The 17613-nt window shown below is 54.9% G+C and carries 16 protein-coding genes; 5 read left to right on the top strand and 11 right to left on the bottom strand.

The features are described from left to right. Position 1: 1 nt before the first annotated feature. The 9 genes from dam to ABVN36_RS17005 all read right to left on the bottom strand — a co-directional run bounded on the left by dam (position 2) and on the right by ABVN36_RS17005 (position 7844). Positions 2-838 (bottom strand): adenine-specific DNA-methyltransferase, encoded by an 837-nt coding sequence (gene dam, locus ABVN36_RS16965; RefSeq protein WP_112324595.1) that lies wholly within the window; start codon positions 836-838, stop codon positions 2-4. A 180-nt stretch (positions 839-1018) separates the two neighbouring features. Next, complete coding sequence (gene damX, locus ABVN36_RS16970) at positions 1019-2296, bottom strand: cell division protein DamX (protein ID WP_023138119.1); 1278 nt, start codon at positions 2294-2296, stop codon at positions 1019-1021. Positions 2297-2393: 97 nt separating this feature from the next. Beyond that, positions 2394-3482 (bottom strand): 3-dehydroquinate synthase, encoded by a 1089-nt coding sequence (gene aroB, locus ABVN36_RS16975; protein WP_000439824.1) that lies wholly within the window; start codon positions 3480-3482, stop codon positions 2394-2396. A 56-nt stretch (positions 3483-3538) separates the two neighbouring features. Continuing rightward, positions 3539-4060 (bottom strand): shikimate kinase AroK, encoded by a 522-nt coding sequence (gene aroK / locus ABVN36_RS16980; protein ID WP_000818621.1) that lies wholly within the window; start codon positions 4058-4060, stop codon positions 3539-3541. A gap of 464 nt (positions 4061-4524) precedes the next feature. Then, the gene (hofQ, locus tag ABVN36_RS16985; RefSeq protein ID WP_023138120.1) at positions 4525-5763 is read right to left on the bottom strand and encodes a DNA uptake porin HofQ; all 1239 of its coding nucleotides are present in this window, start codon (positions 5761-5763) and stop codon (positions 4525-4527) included. Then, positions 5678-6079 carry a DUF2531 family protein gene (locus ABVN36_RS16990; RefSeq protein WP_023138121.1) on the bottom strand — a complete coding sequence of 134 codons (402 nt, stop codon included), beginning with the start codon at positions 6077-6079 and terminating at the stop codon, positions 5678-5680. Before ABVN36_RS16990 ends, hofQ begins: the two co-directional genes overlap by 86 nt. Continuing rightward, the gene (locus tag ABVN36_RS16995) at positions 6069-6542 is read right to left on the bottom strand and encodes a hypothetical protein (RefSeq protein WP_023138122.1); all 474 of its coding nucleotides are present in this window, start codon (positions 6540-6542) and stop codon (positions 6069-6071) included. Before ABVN36_RS16995 ends, ABVN36_RS16990 begins: the two co-directional genes overlap by 11 nt. Further along, positions 6526-7065: a PilN domain-containing protein gene (locus tag ABVN36_RS17000; protein WP_000951386.1), complete on the bottom strand. Its 540-nt coding sequence runs from the start codon at positions 7063-7065 to the stop codon at positions 6526-6528. Before ABVN36_RS17000 ends, ABVN36_RS16995 begins: the two co-directional genes overlap by 17 nt. Next, positions 7065-7844: a hypothetical protein gene (locus tag ABVN36_RS17005; protein WP_000874739.1), complete on the bottom strand. Its 780-nt coding sequence runs from the start codon at positions 7842-7844 to the stop codon at positions 7065-7067. Before ABVN36_RS17005 ends, ABVN36_RS17000 begins: the two co-directional genes overlap by 1 nt. Before the next feature lie 120 nt (positions 7845-7964). Here ABVN36_RS17005 and mrcA point away from each other — a divergent pair, with 120 nt between their 5' ends. Beyond that, positions 7965-10517 (top strand): peptidoglycan glycosyltransferase/peptidoglycan DD-transpeptidase MrcA, encoded by a 2553-nt coding sequence (gene mrcA, locus ABVN36_RS17010; protein ID WP_023138609.1) that lies wholly within the window; start codon positions 7965-7967, stop codon positions 10515-10517. 95 nt (positions 10518-10612) lie between these two features. Here the strand turns inward: mrcA and nudE are convergent, their stop codons facing one another. Continuing rightward, positions 10613-11176 carry an ADP compounds hydrolase NudE gene (gene nudE / locus ABVN36_RS17015; RefSeq protein WP_000045727.1) on the bottom strand — a complete coding sequence of 188 codons (564 nt, stop codon included), beginning with the start codon at positions 11174-11176 and terminating at the stop codon, positions 10613-10615. Positions 11177-11498: 322 nt separating this feature from the next. Between nudE and igaA the strand changes: the two genes are divergently transcribed. The 4 genes from igaA (at position 11499) to hslO (ending at position 15679) form a co-directional block, all read left to right on the top strand. Then, a complete protein-coding gene (gene igaA, locus ABVN36_RS17020) occupies positions 11499-13631 on the top strand; it encodes an intracellular growth attenuator protein IgaA (protein ID WP_023138608.1) in 2133 nt (710 codons plus the stop codon). A 64-nt stretch (positions 13632-13695) separates the two neighbouring features. Next, the gene (gene yrfG, locus ABVN36_RS17025) at positions 13696-14364 is read left to right on the top strand and encodes a GMP/IMP nucleotidase (protein WP_001520508.1); all 669 of its coding nucleotides are present in this window, start codon (positions 13696-13698) and stop codon (positions 14362-14364) included. 10 nt (positions 14365-14374) lie between these two features. Beyond that, entirely contained in the window at positions 14375-14776 is a 402-nt protein-coding gene (gene hslR / locus ABVN36_RS17030; RefSeq protein WP_000660723.1) for a ribosome-associated heat shock protein Hsp15, read from the top strand. Between the two features lie 24 nt (positions 14777-14800). Next, positions 14801-15679, top strand: coding sequence for an Hsp33 family molecular chaperone HslO (gene hslO / locus ABVN36_RS17035; RefSeq protein WP_001135571.1), 879 nt, complete (start codon positions 14801-14803; stop codon positions 15677-15679). Between the two features lie 110 nt (positions 15680-15789). Here hslO and ABVN36_RS17040 read toward each other — a convergent pair whose 3' ends face one another. Next, positions 15790-17499, bottom strand: coding sequence for a DUF4153 domain-containing protein (locus ABVN36_RS17040; RefSeq protein ID WP_023138607.1), 1710 nt, complete (start codon positions 17497-17499; stop codon positions 15790-15792). Positions 17500-17613 lie beyond the last annotated feature (114 nt).

Genomic DNA, 17613 nt, shown 5'->3' on the forward strand with positions numbered 1-17613 from the left:
ATTATTTTCTTGCAGGCGTTGCGACTCCTGGTTGGTACAGAGCCAGCAGTTCGTCCACCTTTTTACGTGTGCCGCCGTTGCTGCTTATACTGCGTCTAACTTTGACGACATGCAATTTTGCGAGTTGATACCACTCGCGTGTGAGCGCCGTATCATGGTTGGAAATGAGCACCGGTATCCGGTTACTGACCAGATTCTCAGCGATTTCCGCCAGATGCGCTTGTTGCGTCAGGCTAAAACTTTTGGTGTGATACGCTGTGAAGTTAGCCGTGGCGGACAACGGCGCATAAGGCGGATCGCAATAGACCACCGACGACTTGTCCGCACGCGCCATACTGTCTGCGTATGACTCACAGTAAAAGAACGCATTCTGCGCTTTTTCTGCAAAGTGGTACAACTCCGCTTCCGGGAAGTAAGGTCTTTTATAACGACCAAACGGTACATTAAATTCCCCGCGCAAGTTATAGCGGCAGAGTCCGTTATAACCGTAGCGGTTCAGATATAAAAACAGTACCGCCCGACGAAAGGGGTCCTGGCAGGTATTGAACTCCTCACGGAGTTGGTAATAGACCTCAGCCTGGTTAGTTTCAGGCATAAACAGCTCGCGCGAAGCCTGTACATACTCGTCAGTACGTAACTTCACGATGTTATAGAGGCTAATAAGGTCGCTGTTGATATCGGCGAGGATATAACGAGAAAAGTCGGTGTTAAGAAACACCGATCCGGCACCCACAAAAGGTTCGACAAGGCACTCGCCTTTTGGCAAATGTCGTTTGATATCATCAAGCAGAGGGTATTTTCCCCCTGCCCACTTCAAAAAAGCGCGATTTTTTTTCATGCTGACTAACTAATTACACCTTCTCCGGCTGTGGAGAAAGCTCCGACAGCATCCTGCGCTTTAGGCTGTGCCGCGTTGCTTTACGGCGCATTTGACGGTAGCAAATGCGCCCCTCGCGCCTGTCCTGAACAAAAATAGCTGTCAGCGACACTCACAGGCAATTGCAGGACACAGCCTGGATTATTTCAGATCGGCCTGAACCTGATGCAACGGTTTTGCCCACGGGTTTTTCGCCTGCACATCGGCAGGTAAGGTGGACACCGCACGTTTAGCATCTTCTTTCGAAGCATACATCCCCGTTACCAGCACATACCACGGTTGTCCATTACGCGTCGTCTCGTATACCACATAATTTTTCAGGTTCTCTTTCTTCGCCCAACCGTTCAGGTTGTCGTAATTTGAAGAACTACTGAGCTGCAATGTGTAGTGGCTGGATGGCGCGCTCTTTAATGCGCCAACGTTGCCGGCGCTTTTCCCGCCGCCTGCGACAGGCGTCGTCGAGGCTTGCGCTGGCTCCGCGGTTTGTACCGGCGCAGCGCTTGCCGTCGCTGTCGGCGCAGCCGTCGTGGTGGTCGCTTTCGGCGTCGCGGCTGGCGCTGCCGGTTCCGTGCGTTTCACTGGCGCGACCGGTTTCTTCGGTTCCGCAGTGGTGGTTTTCGCCGTGGTCTGCGGTTTCTTAGGTTCAATGACGGCCTGTTTACGTTCCGGACGCGTGGTATGACGCTCGGTAGGTTCGCTAACCGCCGCCTGACGCGTCGTGCTGCCATTGCGAACTGGCGCGACGGTTGCAGGCTCTGTCGGCAACGTAGAGTTCACCGCAACATTGTTCATCTGCTCTGGATTCTGCGTCAGCGCATTATTCAGATCGCCCTGCACTTCCACGCGCTGCTGACCGTCAGCGACCACAGGCGACTGTCCCTGCGTCGGCGTTGAAGAAATCGGCGGCAACGAAATATCCTGCGACGTATTGCCCGCGGTTTGTTCTGCGGAGGTGGCGCCCGGCGCAGGCTGGGTCGCATTCGCCTGATCGGCGGCGTTACCGGAAAGATCGATACTCTTTTCGCCAGAGGCCGACGGCTCGCTGGAAGACGTTGAGGGGGCTTTCAGCGCGGAGCCGATACCGATAATCAACAGCAGCAGCACTAGCACGCCAACGCCCATCATCATGTATTGACGAGAGGCTGGCTTATGGGCCGCTTTTTTACGCTTACGTGGACGGCGTTCAACACGCTCTTCGTCCACCGTATCGTCTTCATCGGATTCGTACTCTTCTTCAACTTCAGGTTCTTCACTACGCGCTTTACGCGTACGCGTCGGACGGCGATCGTCGGCGTCCAGATCAACGTCATCAAAGTTGATCTGCGGCTCATTATCGCGTTCTGAAGATTGACGAGAACGACCAGTACGACGATCGCTGGGATCGGGTTTCAGCTCGTCTTCTGGTTTGAATTCATCCATTTAACACCCCACTCAAAGGTTAATGCTTACGACATTGCACATAACCTGAAGCTAAAAGACTGACATCTACGCAATATCAGTCTGACCTTTCTTGTTGTTACGCCTGCTGACAGTCAGCAATCGCGCTAAGAACGACTTCGTGCGACACTCCGCCGCGCACTTCACTTTTCCCTATGGCCAGCGGAAGCACTAAACGCAGCTCCCCCGCTAACACTTTTTTATCTCGCAGCATGTGCGGCAAATAGTCCTGCGCGGACATCTCGCAAGGGCCATTGACTGGCAACCCGGCCCGTTCGAGTAGAGCGATGATGCGCTGCGTATCAGCAGAACTGAACTGCCCCAAACGCTCGGATGCGCGCGCAGCCATCACTATACCTGCGGCAACGGCTTCACCATGTAACCAATTGCCATATCCCATTTCCGCTTCAATGGCGTGGCCAAAGGTATGTCCAAGATTCAGTAAAGCACGTAAGCCCGCTTCACGCTCGTCGGCGGCAACAACTTCGGCTTTCAGCTCGCAACAACGACGAATACAGTACGCCATCGCCGGGCCGTCCAGACGCAATAGCGCATCCAGATTACCCTCAAGCCAGGTGAAGAAGTCCGCGTCAAGTATAATGCCGTATTTGATCACCTCTGCCAGTCCCGATGCCAGTTCGCGTGCGGGAAGCGTTTTCAGGCAATCAAGATCGACAACCACAGAAGCGGGTTGGTAAAACGCGCCAATCATGTTTTTGCCAAGGGGATGGTTGACGGCGGTCTTCCCGCCCACGGAAGAATCAACCTGCGACAGTAAGGTAGTTGGCACCTGGATGAAACGTACGCCTCGCTGGTAGCTGGCCGCCGCAAAACCGGTAAGATCGCCAATCACGCCGCCGCCAAGCGCGACCAGCGTGGTATCACGACCATGCGGTTTTTTCAGTAACGCCGTAAACACCGTATCCAGCACCGTCAGGCTCTTATACTGCTCGCCGTCAGGAAGAATCACGCTGTCTACGTTAACGCCCGCCCGTTCGAGTACGCCGCGAACCTTGTCCAGATAAAGCGGCGCCAGGGTTTCGTTGGTCACTAACATGACCTGATCGCCTGATTTCAGCGGCAAGAATGAAGCTGGTTCGTTAAACAAACCAGCCGCGATGGTGATCGGGTAACTACGTTCCCCGAGAGTGACTGTAATCCTCTCCATGACGCGACATCCACCTTAGTTACTTGTGCCCGCTTACCCAGCGTATTCTGCTTGAATTAGTTGCTTTCCAGCATATGAATAATCTGGTTTGCCACAACCTTAGCGCTTTGATCGTCGGTGCGAATGGTGACGTCGGCAATCTCTTCGTACAGCGGATTGCGTTCGTTAGCCAGCGCTTCCAGAACTTCGCGAGGCGGTGCTTCAACCTGCAACAGCGGGCGTTTTTTATCACGCTGCGTGCGCGCCAGTTGTTTTTCGATGGTCGTTTCAAGGTAGACCACGACGCCACGCGCGGAGAGACGGTTACGCGTTTCACGCGATTTTACAGAGCCACCGCCGGTTGCCAGCACAATACCCTGTTTTTCCGTCAATTCGTTGATAACTTTTTCTTCACGATTACGGAAGCCGTCTTCACCTTCAACATCGAAGACCCAGCCCACATCAGCTCCGGTTCGTTTCTCAATCTCTTGATCAGAATCGTAAAATTCCATATTGAGTTGTTGAGCTAACTGGCGCCCAATAGTGCTTTTTCCGGCACCCATAGGCCCAACCAGAAAGATATTGCGTTTCTCTGCCATTTTTTCGGTACTACTAAGACTATTCGTTAATGGTAAACCCGCTTCACAGACACCCAGCGCAGCAGGACATGAACTGAAACCTCATAAGATATTGCGAGAGTCAGACTGAAAATTATCTCAATACTCAAGCGGGTTTGGCAACTGAATAAATCACCAAGCCTGATTGTTGCAAAACCCGAGTTAGCGTTGCCGAATGGCGGCCAGAACAACATATCCGGCCTACAAATTGCTCTACTTTCAAACAATTGTGCGCAATCCGCAGAACCAATACGTCTGCATCAGCGGACATTCAGCCGTTTATCATCGGTCTTATGCACACCTTCGGCAAGGCAAAGCGCATTAATCAATGCGTAAGCAACGAAAAGCACGACTCTCAAATCGGTACTCCTTGTATGCTAAATACATCCGCACGTCAAATCCCGCAGATGCGTTCAGTGCAAAAACAGCGCTTTTTTATGCATAAATTATTCTGTCGCCACCAGTCTGGGGGTGATAAACACCACTAATTCGCGTCGCTCGTCCTCTTTGCCGTCATGGCGGAAGAGCTGACCAAGCCAGGGAATATCCCCCAACAGCGGCACGCTATCGCTACCCGATTTATTTTTTCGCGAAAAAATACCGCCCAGCGCCAGCGTCTCGCCGCTTTTTACCTCTACCTGCGTTTCAATTTCCTGTTTATCTATCGCCAGCACTTCGCCGTCAGCCTGTTGTAGTACCTGACCGGGAACATTCTGGCTGATATGTAACTTCAGGCGGATGCGCCCTTTTTGCAAAACGGTGGGCGTCACCTCCATTCCCAGCACCGCTTCTTTAAATTCCACGGAGGTCGCGCCGCTTTCGCCGCTGGAAACCTGATAAGGAATTTCGCTGCCTTGCTTGATACTGGCTGGCTGCAGATGGGAAGCCAGCAGCCGGGGGCTGGCGATAATATCCAACTGCTGCTTTTGCTCCAGCGCTGACAGCTCCAGATCCAGCAAGCGTCCGTTAATGCGCCCGATGTTAAACCCGACGCGTGAGGTGGCGGCGGCGACGGATAAATCACTGGAAAGCGTCGTCACGTCACCCACCGCGCCCGCTTGCGTCGCGTCAGCCAGCGTCCACTTTACGCCCAGTTCCCGTAGACTCTTTTCGTTAATGGTGACGATATGCGCCGCCAGCTCCACCTGCGCCACCGGCAGATCCATTTGCGATACCCATTTTTCCAGCTCCGCCAGGGCCGCGCGGTTATCGCGCAACAGCAGGCGGTTGGTGCGCTTATCTACCATGATGGTTCCCTTCGCGCTCAGGAGTTTCTCGCCCGCTTTCGCCAGTTCGCCGGCATCGGCGTATTGCAGGCTAATGCTGCGATTTTCCAGCGGTAAATTAGCCTGAAGCCTTAACCGCTCGGCATCCTGCCGCGCACTGTATTCTTTCTGCCAGGCCTGTGAATGAACATGGAGAATATTCCCCTCCTGACGCAGCACCAGCCCCGCGCTATTGACCACCGTCTGTAGCGCCTGTTTCCACGGCACATCCGTCAGATGTAGCGATAATGTCCCGCTGACGTCCGGCGACACCACCAGATTCTGCCGCTCCTGCTCGGCTAAAGCCTGCAAAACCTGCACCACAGGGACGTCGTCAACCACCAGCGTCACTTTCGCCGCTTTTCCCGCCTGCGCGGCGGGCATCAAGGCTATCAGTATTATGGCTATCCATCGCTTCATTGTCCGCTCCCTGACGTAGCCACCGCCACTGCGGCGGCGCACAATTTTCACCGGTCGTTAACGTTAAGGCTTCCGCCGTCAGGCGGACAATCGTCCAACCGTTTTCCAGCGTCTGCCCTTCTTCCACTCGTCGCCATTTTTGCTGGCTGCCTTTAAGAATGCCTGTCCATCGCTCGCCTTTACGCACCGCGCCCTGATACCGCCACTGCGAGAGTTCCGCTATCCGGCAGCGATCTTCCGGCGGGCGGAAGGGATCGCGCATTCCTGTCAACATCAGCAAACAAAAACAGAGCAATACACCGCGGCTAGCCTTCATTCGCCAGGCGCTCCAGTTGCAGCGTCATCAATAATTCCGCCCCCTCTTTACGCAATGAAAACCGACTTACGCTCATCTCGCTTTCGGCCAACCGGACAAACAGCGACGGCACCGCATCCCAGGACGTTTTCAGCGCCATTTCTCCCCCCTGCGCCGATGGCTGCCAGTGCAGCAAACGCAGGGGAGGGGCCTGGAAATCTAACGGCGAAAAAGGACGCGGATTTTCAACGGCGCGCCCGAAAAGCGGTTCAGCCGCGACGCTCAGACGGCGCAGATGACGCCACTGTTGCCGGGCGGCCTCGCGCTGCTGGCTTAACTGCATTTGTTGCGTATCCAGCGTTTTCCAGCCGGGATAGCCCACAGATAACGCGACCGTCAGCGTCAGGCACAGCACGCCTGCACACCAACAAAAAACCCGACCACGGCGCGACATCCCGTACCAGATATCAAAGAGCGCGTTCACGGGCGGCGCTCCTCGTTAACTGATAATGGAACTGCCAGCGCCCTTGCGCATCCTGCTGCGTGGCGCCCGTGCGGTTTAGCGGAAAACTGACATAGTGACGAAGCGATGTTTCAAGCGTGAGCAGGGCGTCAAACGTTCTCGCCAGCCCTTCCAGCTCTAGCGTCTCTTGCTGATAATTGAGGCTTGTCAGCCATGCCTGATCTGGCAACAGGTTGGCAAGGTCAGTCAAGATAGATTGCCAGGCTTGCGTCAGTTCACGCTGCGCCTGACGTTGTAATCGCGCCTGTTGCTGCCGCTGACGCTGCTGCAACTGCGGTATGTTCGCCGCAAGCGCCGTCGTGCGTCCGTTTTCCGCCGTCAGTAGCAGTTCATTAATCCTCCCCTCCTGCCAAAAAACCAACCGGGCGATCGTCGCGAGGCTTGCTATCAGCAGCAGAGACGCGCCCCATACCACGCACCACAGCCGCAGACGCGCTACGTAATGTTGGCGCCGCCAGGGGAGCAAATTGACAGAATGCGCCATCAGCGTATCTCCCCTATGGCTAAACCCAGCGCAATCGCAAAGCGATAACCGTCCGGCGGAACCGGCGGTTGGCGGACGGTAACGGCGCGCCAGGGGTCGAATTCGCCTTCGGCGCATAACGAAATATGTTCCGGCACGACGGATAATGTTGCGGCAAGGTCATGCAGCGTCGTCGCCTCTCGCGCCGATTTACGCCCCCACGCATAGCGCGTCGCCCACAGCCACTGGCTCTCATCGCGCCAGACCAGACATTGCCGCCCCGAAGGTATAAACGGCAGCAAGCGCTGTAACGCGCAGGCATCGGGCGTTACAGCAGCGATGCGCACATTGAGCGTTTGCGCCAGCGTTAACAGCGCTGAAATTTCTTTGCTTTGCACGGCGGTAACGTTGAACGCGGGGCTCAGCGCATCGTCCTGAAAGTCGAAACGCAATAAGTCCGGATCCATATCCAGCTCACGCGCCATCGTTTGTGAAAGCCATGCGACTTGCTCACGTTCCCGCAGACGCATCGGCGGATGTGGAAAAGCGCGTTGCAATGTCCGATTTGCGGGAAAAGAGAGATAAATACGGTGACGTAGCGGCAGCTCACGGCTCCAGGGTCGCAGTACGTGAGCCAGCGATTGCGGGTCAGGAATCGTACCCTCTGCCGTGGAGGCGTTCATCAGCGGCAGTCGCCACCAACGTTGCAGGGACCAGCCCGATGCGCCGCGAATAACGGCGATGGCCAGCGCTTCATGCTGCTGAATATGCAATCCTATTTGCCAGGTTTTAAAAGCCATAACGGTCGATCTCCTTATCACCCGTCGCGTTAACGGGTATATCAATGCGTCTGGCTTGCCTTTATACTACCGCGCGTTTGTTTATAAACTGCCCAAATGACACTAAATGGGAAATCTCCAGTGAAGTTCGTAAAGTATTTATTGATCCTTGCAGTATGTTGCATCCTGCTGGGAGCAGGCTCGATTTATGGCCTTTATCGCTATATTGAGCCGCAGCTACCTGACGTCGCGACATTGAAAGATGTGCGTTTGCAAATTCCGATGCAGGTTTACAGCGCGGATGGCGAACTTATCGCGCAATATGGCGAAAAACGCCGTATTCCCGTTACGCTCGATCAAATTCCGCCGGAAATGATCAACGCCTTTATCGCCACCGAAGATAGCCGCTTTTATGAGCATCACGGCATTGACCCGGTAGGTATTTTCCGTGCGGCCAGCGTCGCGCTCTTCTCCGGTCACGCATCGCAGGGAGCAAGTACCATTACCCAGCAACTGGCGCGAAACTTCTTCCTTAGCCCCGAACGCACGCTGATGCGCAAGATCAAGGAAGCGTTTCTGGCGATTCGTATTGAGCAGTTGCTGAATAAAAATGAGATCCTCGAACTCTATCTGAACAAGATCTATCTCGGCTACCGCGCCTATGGCGTTGGCGCGGCGGCACAGGTCTACTTTGGTAAGACGGTCGACCAGCTTAGTCTAAGCGAAATGGCGGTTATCGCCGGGCTACCTAAAGCGCCTTCTACCTTTAACCCGCTCTACTCGATGGATCGGGCGGTGGCGCGCCGTAACGTAGTGCTTTCGCGAATGTTAAGCGAGGGATATATCACTCAGGCGCAGTACGATCAGGCACGTAGCGAACCTATCGACGCAAATTATCACGCGCCGGAAATCGCCTTCTCCGCGCCTTATCTGTCGGAAATGGTGCGCCAGGAAATGTATAACCATTATGGCGAAAGCGCCTACGAAGATGGTTATCGTATTTACACGACCATCACCCGCAAAGTGCAGCAGGCCGCGCAACAGGCGGTGCGTAATAACGTGCTGGACTATGACATGCGCCACGGCTATCGCGGCCCGGCGAATGTGCTATGGAAAGTGGGCGAAACGGCGTGGGACAGTAAAAAAATTACCGATACGTTGAAAGCGTTGCCGACCTACGGACCGCTGCTTCCCGCCGTGGTCACCAGCGCTAATCCGCAAGAGGCGACCGCTGCGCTTGCCGACGGTACGTCCGTTTCGCTACATATGGAAGGAATGCGTTGGGCGCGGCCTTACCGCTCGGATACACAGCAGGGGCCGACGCCGCGTAAAGTTACCGATGTCGTCCAGACAGGTCAGCAAATCTGGGTTCGTCAGGTGGATAACGACTGGTGGCTGGCGCAGGTACCGGAAGTGAACTCCGCGCTGGTTTCGCTTAACCCGCAAACAGGCGCGGTACTGGCGCTGGTCGGCGGTTTCGATTTTAATCAGAGTAAATTTAACCGCGCGACGCAAGCTTTGCGTCAGGTGGGGTCGAACATCAAACCGTTCCTCTACACCGCCGCAATGGATAAAGGGCTGACGCTCGCCAGTATGCTCAACGATGTGCCGATTTCCCGCTGGGACGCCGGGGCAGGTTCAGACTGGCGTCCGAAAAACTCCCCGCCGCAGTACGCCGGACCGATTCGTTTACGCCAGGGGCTGGGGCAGTCGAAAAACGTGGTGATGGTACGCGCCATGCGCGCCATGGGCGTCGACTATGCGGCGGAGTATCTGCAACGCTTCGGCTTCCCGGCGCAGAATATCGTGCATACCGAATCGCTGGCGCTGGGCTCCGCCTCCTTCACGCCGATGCAGGTTGCGCGCGGTTATGCGGTGATGGCGAACGGCGGTTTCCTGATCGACCCGTATTTCATCAGCAAGATTGAGAACGATCAGGGCGGCGTGATCTTCGAAGCGAAACCGAAAATCGCCTGCCCGGAGTGCGATATCCCGGTCATTTACGGCAATACGCAGAAATCCGACGTGCTGGAAAACACCAATGTGGAAGAGGTCGCGGTTTCGCAAGAGCAGCAAAACAGCGCCGTACCGATGCCTGAGCTGGAACAGGCAAACCAGGCGCTGGTTGCGCAAAACGGCACGCAGGAGTACGCGCCGCATGTGATCAATACGCCGCTGGCGTTTCTGATCAAAAGCGCGCTGAACACCAATATCTTCGGCGAACCCGGCTGGATGGGTACCGGATGGCGTGCGGCGCGCGACCTTAAACGTCGCGATATCGGCGGCAAAACCGGTACGACCAACAGCTCGAAAGACGCATGGTTCTCCGGCTATGGTCCTGGCGTCGTCACTTCCGTATGGATCGGCTTTGACGATCACCGCCGTGATTTAGGCCGCACCACCGCTTCCGGCGCGATCAAAGATCAAATCTCCGGCTATGAGGGCGGCGCGAAGAGCGCGCAACCTGCATGGGACGCCTATATGAAAGCCGTGCTGGAAGGCGTGCCGGAACAGCCGCTAACGCCGCCGCCGGGCATCGTCACGGTGAATATCGACCGCAGTACCGGACAACTGGCGAGCGGCGGTAACAGCCGTGAAGAGTATTTCATCGAAGGCACGCAGCCGACACAACAGGCAGTACACGAGGTGGGAACCACCATTATTGATAATGGTGAAACACACGAACTGTTCTGATCAAAAAAGGCGCTCCGGCGCCTTTTTTATTGTGTTTAGCGGATGACGGCGAACGGGGAGACGAACTTTCCGTTGGCTTGATCAACGCCGCGCCATCAGGCAATTCGGCCCTGCGCTTTCAACCACTCGCGTACCAGAAACAGCGCGCTGACGTTGCGGGCCTCGTTAAAATCGGAGTCTTCCAGCAGATCCATTAAATGCGCCAGCGGCCAGCGTACCTGCGGCAATGGCTCAGGCTCGTCGCCTTCCAGCGACTCCGGATAGAGATCTTCCGCCACCACGATATTCATTTTGCTGGAAAAATAAGAGGGCGCCATGCTGAGTTTTTTTAAGAAGGTCAGGTTATGCGCGCCAAACCCGACCTCTTCTTTGAGCTCCCGGTTCGCCGCTTCAAAAACGGTCTCGCCCGGGTCGATCAATCCTTTCGAGAAACCCAGCTCATAGGATTCGGTTCCCACCGCATACTCACGAATAAGAATCAGATGCTCATCAACGATCGGCACAATCATTACCGCCTCACGGGTTGATGGTCGCATACGTTCATACACGCGACGCACGCCGTTGCTGAACTCCAGATCCACGCTTTCTACGTTAAACAGTCGGGATTGTGCGACGGTTTCCACTTTCAGAATGGTGGGTTTTTGTAATGATTTGCTCATTGTGAGAATCTTTGCAGTGTAATCTGTGGTCATTGTGCGACATACCGCACGGTTTCGGCAATGCGAATTGCCGTTTATTTACATTTATGTAACGTAATAAAAATTAATTCTTATTTCAAATTAAAAGTCAATAGGTTGAAATAACTCCAGGAATTTGCTGATATTCCGTTTTTGGTGGTATTGCTATGATTTGCCTTCACTGGGATGCGCTTTACAATGCTCAAGTTCAACTCCACGCTTGCCGATAGCCAACCACAGAAAAATGTTTATTGGACAGGGTGCGACTGACCACGCCTGACAGACTTAGTAAGATGGGGAAAGCATGAGCACCATTCTGATTTTTATAGCTGCTTTGCTGGCCTGCTCTCTACTGGCAATATGGCGGTTCCGGGTAAAGTCCAGACGAGGGAGTTTACCGTGGATCAGCGCCTTTCAGGACGCGCAAACGCGTAAACTGTTGCCCGAAGAGCGCAGCGCGGTAGAAAACTATCTCGATAACCTTAGCCAGATCCAGCAAGTTCCGGGGCCGACAGGCGCCAGTGCTGCGCCCATCTCGCTGACGCTGAACGCGGAAAGCAACAGTGTCGTGATACTGACCCACTCCATCACCCGCTACGGCATTACCACTGACGATCCTAATAAATGGCGCTACTACCTCGACTCCGTCGAAGTCCATCTGCCGCCTTTCTGGGAACAGTACATCAATGATGAAAACAACGTTGAGCTGATCCTCACGGATACGCTGCCGCTGGTGATCTCTTTAAACGGCCATACGCTGCAAGAGTATATGCAAGAGTCGCGCGGCTACGCGCTACAGAATACCGCCTCTACGCAGGCGTCGATTCGCGGCGAAGAGAGCGAGCAGATTGAGCTGTTGAATATCCGTCAGGAGACCCACGAAGAATATGCGCTCAGCCGCCCGGCTGGCTTGCGCGAAGCGTTGTTAATCGTCGCCTCCTTTTTGTTATTCTTTTTCTGCCTGATAACGCCAGACGTTTTTGTACCGTGGATGATAGGCGGCGCGATCCTGCTGCTGGCAGCCGGACTTTGGGGGCTTTTTGCGCCGCCGTCGAAAAGCGCGCTGCGGGAAATTCACTGTCTGCGGGGAACGCCCCGCCGCTGGGGACTGTTTGGGGAGAATAATCAGGAGCAGATTAACAATATTTCGCTGGGCATCATCGACCTTATTTACCCTGCCCACTGGCAACCCTACATTACGCAGGATCTTGGGCAACAAACGGATATTGATATTTACCTTGATCGCCATGTCGCGCGCCAGGGCCGGTTTTTATCCCTGCATGATGAAGTGAAAAACTTCCCGTTGCAGCACTGGTTACGCAGCACTGTTATTGCTATCGGTTCGCTGCTGGTGTTGTTTATGCTGCTGTTCTGGATCCCGCTGGATATGCCAATCAAGTTCACGCTATCGTGGATGAAAGGCGCGCAACCCATTGAAGCGACAACGGTAAAACAGCTTGAAAAAGCTGGCGTGCGGGTGGGCGATACGCTGCACCTGAGCGGTAAAGGAATGTGTAATATTCATTCCGGCGCGACCTGGAGCGGCCAGTCTAACTCACCGTTTATGCCGTTCGATTGCTCGCAAATCATCTGGAATGACGCGCCTGCGCTACCGCTGCCGGAATCAGACCTGGTGAATAAAGCGATGGCGCTAAGCCAGGCGGTAAATCGTCAGCTCCATCCAAAGCCCGAAGACGACTCGCGCGTCAGCGCATCTTTACGCTCCGCGATCCAAAAATCGGGCATGGTATTATTAGATGACTTTGGCGATATTGTTCTGAAAACTGCTGATTTGTGCGCGGCGGAAGACGAGTGCGTGCGTCTGAAAAATGCGCTGGTTAATCTCGGTAACAGTAAGGACTGGAACGCGCTGGTGAAACGCGCGAACGCTGGCAAACTGGACGGTGTCAACGTGCTGCTACGCCCCGTAAGCGCAGAGTCGCTGGAAAATCTGGTCACGACCTCAACGGCGCCGTTTATTTCTCGCGAGACCGCGCGTGCCGCCCAGTCGCTGAATAGTCCCGCTCCCGGCGGATTCCTGATCGCCAGCGATGAAGGCAGCGAACTGGTTGATCAGGCCTGGCCGTCAACGCCGCTGTATGACTATCCCGCGCAGGAACAGTGGAGCGCCTTCCAGCGTCTGGCGCAAACGCTCATGCAGACGCCATTTAGCGCCGAGGGCATTGTCACCAGCGTGTATACCGATGCCAACGGTACGCAGCATATCAGCCTGCATCGTATCCCCGATAAATCCGGCTGGTGGCGTTACCTCGGCACCACGCTGCTGATGCTGGCAATGATAGTGAGCGCGGTCTACAACGGCATTCAGGCGTTCAGGCGTTATCAACGCCACCGTACCCGTATGGCGGACATCCAGGAATACTATGAAAGCTGCCTCAATCCCAGGTTAACCGTCTCTCCGGAAAATCTCATCTGATAGCGCCGCCGTGCGACAGGGTATGCTACCCTGTCGCGCAAATTGCGTTACCCTGGAGTTCCCCATGCATATTGATATTGACTGGCAAAACGTGGATACCGTTTTGCTGGATATGGACGGCACGCTGCTCGATCTCGCGTTCGATAACTATTTCTGGCAAAAGCTGGTACCGGAAACCTACGGCGCGCAGCAGGGTATTTCGCCGCAGGACGCGCAGGAATATATTCGTCAGCAGTATCATGCCGTACAGCATACGCTAAACTGGTACTGTCTGGATTACTGGAGCGAGCGTCTGGGTCTGGATATTTGCGCCATGACGACGGCGCAAGGACCGCGCGCCGTTTTGCGCGACGATACCGTACCGTTTCTGAATGCGTTAAAAGCCAGCGGAAAACGTCGGATTCTGCTCACCAATGCGCATCCACATAACCTGGCGGTGAAGCTGGAGCATACCGGTCTGGCCTCACACCTTGATTTATTACTTTCCACCCACACATTTGGTTATCCCAAAGAGGATCAGCGGTTATGGCGCGCTGTCACTGAGGAAACGGGAATAAGCGCAGAGAAAACGCTGTTTATCGATGACAGCGAACCGATTCTCGACGCCGCCGCCCGGTTTGGTATTCGCTACTGTCTTGGCGTGACGAATCCCGATTCCGGCCTGGCGGAAAAGCACTATACGCGCCATCCGTCCCTGAACGACTACCGCCGTCTGATCCCCTCGCTGATGTGAAGGAGACGCCATGAAAGAAAAGTCCTCCGTTGAGGTCAGACTGGATAAATGGCTGTGGGCCGCGCGTTTTTATAAAACCCGCGCGATGGCCCGCGAGATGATTGAAGGCGGTAAGGTGCATTACAACGGCCAGCGCAGTAAGCCGAGCAAAATCGTCGAGCTGAACGCAACCCTTACCCTGCGTCAGGGAAATGACGAACGGACGGTGATCGTTAAAGCCATAACCGAACAGCGCCGTCCGGCCAGCGAAGCCGTCGCTCTGTATGAAGAGACGGCGGAAAGCGTGGAAAAACGCGAAAAAATGGCGCAGGCGCGCAAGCTTAACGCCCTGACCATGCCGCATCCGGACAGGCGACCGGACAAGAAAGAGCGCCGCGACCTGTTACGATTTAAACACGGCGACAGCGAATAACTGTCACCCGCAAGAGAGATGATTATGCCGCAACATGACCAATTACATCGTTATCTGTTTGAAAACTTTGCCGTTCGCGGCGAGCTGGTGACCGTTTCGGAAACCTTGCAACAGATCCTCGACAATCATACCTACCCGCAGCCGGTGAAAACCGTACTGGCCGAACTGCTGGTCGCCACTAGCCTGCTGACCGCGACGCTGAAGTTTGCCGGCGACATTACGGTACAGCTCCAGGGCGACGGGCCATTAAGCCTGGCGGTGATCAATGGCAATAATCAGCAGCAGATGCGCGGCGTGGCTCGCGTTCAGGGCGACATCCCTGACAATGCGGATCTCAAAACGCTGGTTGGCAACGGCTATCTGGTGATCACCATTACGCCGGAAGAGGGTGAACGCTATCAGGGCGTGGTGGGTCTGGAAGGCGATACTCTGGCGGCGTGCCTGGAAGATTACTTCCTGCGCTCCGAGCAGTTGCCGACGCGCCTGTTTATTCGTACCGGCGATGTCGACGGTAAACCGGCGGCAGGTGGAATGTTGCTCCAGGTGATGCCGGCACAGAACGCGCAGGCGGAGGATTTCGACCATCTGGCCATGTTGACGGAAACCATTAAAAGCGAAGAGCTGCTGACGTTACCGGCAAATGACGTGCTGTGGCGTTTGTATCACGAAGAAGAAGTCACGCTCTACGATCCGCAAGATGTTGAATTCAAATGCACCTGTTCACGCGAACGTTGCGCGGGCGCGCTGAAAACATTGCCGGATGAAGAAGTGGACAGCATTCTGGCGGAAGAAGGTGAAATCGATATGCACTGCGATTACTGCGGCAATCATTACCTGTTCAATGCGATGGATATCGCGGAGATCCGTAACAACGCCTCTCCTGCCGATCCACAGGTTCATTAATCGCCTTTCAGTCGACAACATCATTGCCTGATGGCGCTGCGCTTATCTGGCCTACAGCATCCCGCTCCGTAGGCCGGATAAGGCATTTATGCCGCCATCCGGCAAAAAGCTTACTCGTTGTAGTAATCCACATCCAACCGCTGACCATCAACAATGATATCGCGCCAGGCTTTGGGGGCTGAGTCTAACCGATGCCCGGCAATCGCGTGCAACAGTTGCGTCTTAGAAAACCCGTCCGGCAATCGGGCGAACGCTTTCTGCGTCCATTTCCCCTCTTTTAAGCCGTAGACCTGGCTCTCGGCAACAATAAAGTTATACAGCACCTGCTCAGGCTGACCGTCGCCGTTAAGATCCTGACTCACCAGAACGCAGGCATCCGGTTCAAGGCAGGAATCGTCCGAATAACTCTGCTCTTTGACAAACGCCCAAAATGCGGCATCCGGCTTCTGGCTACCGGGCGCAATCATCACCACCCGCGCTAAATCGTCCGCCGTCGGAGAGACCTTATTTCTCTGCAAAAACGTCATCAGTTTACGATTGCGCTTTCTGTTCTGCGTAAACGCCTCGTCATCCCGCAACGATTTCAGCGCTTCCTGGCCAGGTTTGCCGCTGTGATCCAGCATATACAGGCTGATCTGATCCGCAGTAATTTTACCGCTATGGTAACGCGCCATATGGCTGTTGACGCTAATACGCCAGACATCAAGTACAGGCGAGGCCAGCAACAGCAATATCACCAGCGTCAACAAAGAGACGCTCAGTATCACCTTGCCTTGCCACTCACCAGGGTCGCGTCCGCGGCGTAACAGACCGATCAGATAACCGAAGGACCATACCAGCAAGACAGACACCGTCAGCGCGCCATACAGACGATCCGGCGTCCAGCCGTATTGCTGAATGCGTACCCATAACGCCCAGCCCGCCAGCAGCATATATATCGGGGCAACGCACAGCGAGGCGCTAATCATGCCGCGTAGTACGCGCGGATAGGGTAATACGCGCTTTTGCGGTTCGTTGACAATCGCCACGAGGAGCAGCAGCATCAGCGTCAGCGTGGATAGCAGCCCCGCAGCGGAAACACGCGCAGAAATCGCCTCCAGTCCGGTAAAGGGTAACGTCACAATAAACAGCAATGCCAGCAGCGACACCACCGGCAGTAAACCTGTCGCGATCAGCGTCAACAGCTTTTGCACCGCCGCCACAAGGCGCGACTGCGTGCGGGCGAGAATGACCGCCAGCGCCGTAATCAAGCCGATGGTCACATAAATAAAGGCTTCATTTTCAAAGAAAAGGGTGCTGAAAAAGCGGATGCCCACCAGCCTGAATAGCGCGCTCCAGAGCAGAAGCACCAGCCAGAACAGTCCGTTGGCGACCAGGACGATAAACAATGTCAGTACGTTATGCCATAACCGCAGATAAAACTGGGGATAACGCGCCGAACCGGTTTGCGAATGTAACTGATATTGCATCCAGGGTAAGACCAGCATCGCCATCAACACAAGCCGGAGACCATACAGCCAGAGGAGCTCGGCCAGGCGCCATTTCTCCACCGCCTCAACCTGCCATTTCAGCCAGCCGCTCATTGCCAGCACGACCACAAAGGTCAGCCCCAGCCAGCCCCACAGCGCGCGCTGTTTAAAAGAGACCACGGTAAGCAATAGCATTGACGACAACGCTATCGTCGCAGGCATACCATAGAACAGCCAGTCGCTATTTTGTGGTACCAGCCAGGCCATCAGCAGGTAGCACAAGACGCCCTGCAGCAAACCGGTGAGCAACATACCCCAGCGAGTAGTACGTGAAAGCGCTACACTTTCCATGTCGTTATCCAGAATGATGAGAAAGTCGCATTATTGCATCATCTGTTCACCGCCAGGCGTCGTCATGCATAATTCAGAAAAAAACGCAGAGAGGTGAATCGATATTGTTCATGT

The sequence above is a fragment of the Salmonella sp. SJTUF15581 genome (assembly GCF_043356775.1).
In the GTDB taxonomy this organism is placed as follows: Bacteria; Pseudomonadota; Gammaproteobacteria; order Enterobacterales; family Enterobacteriaceae; genus Salmonella; species Salmonella enterica.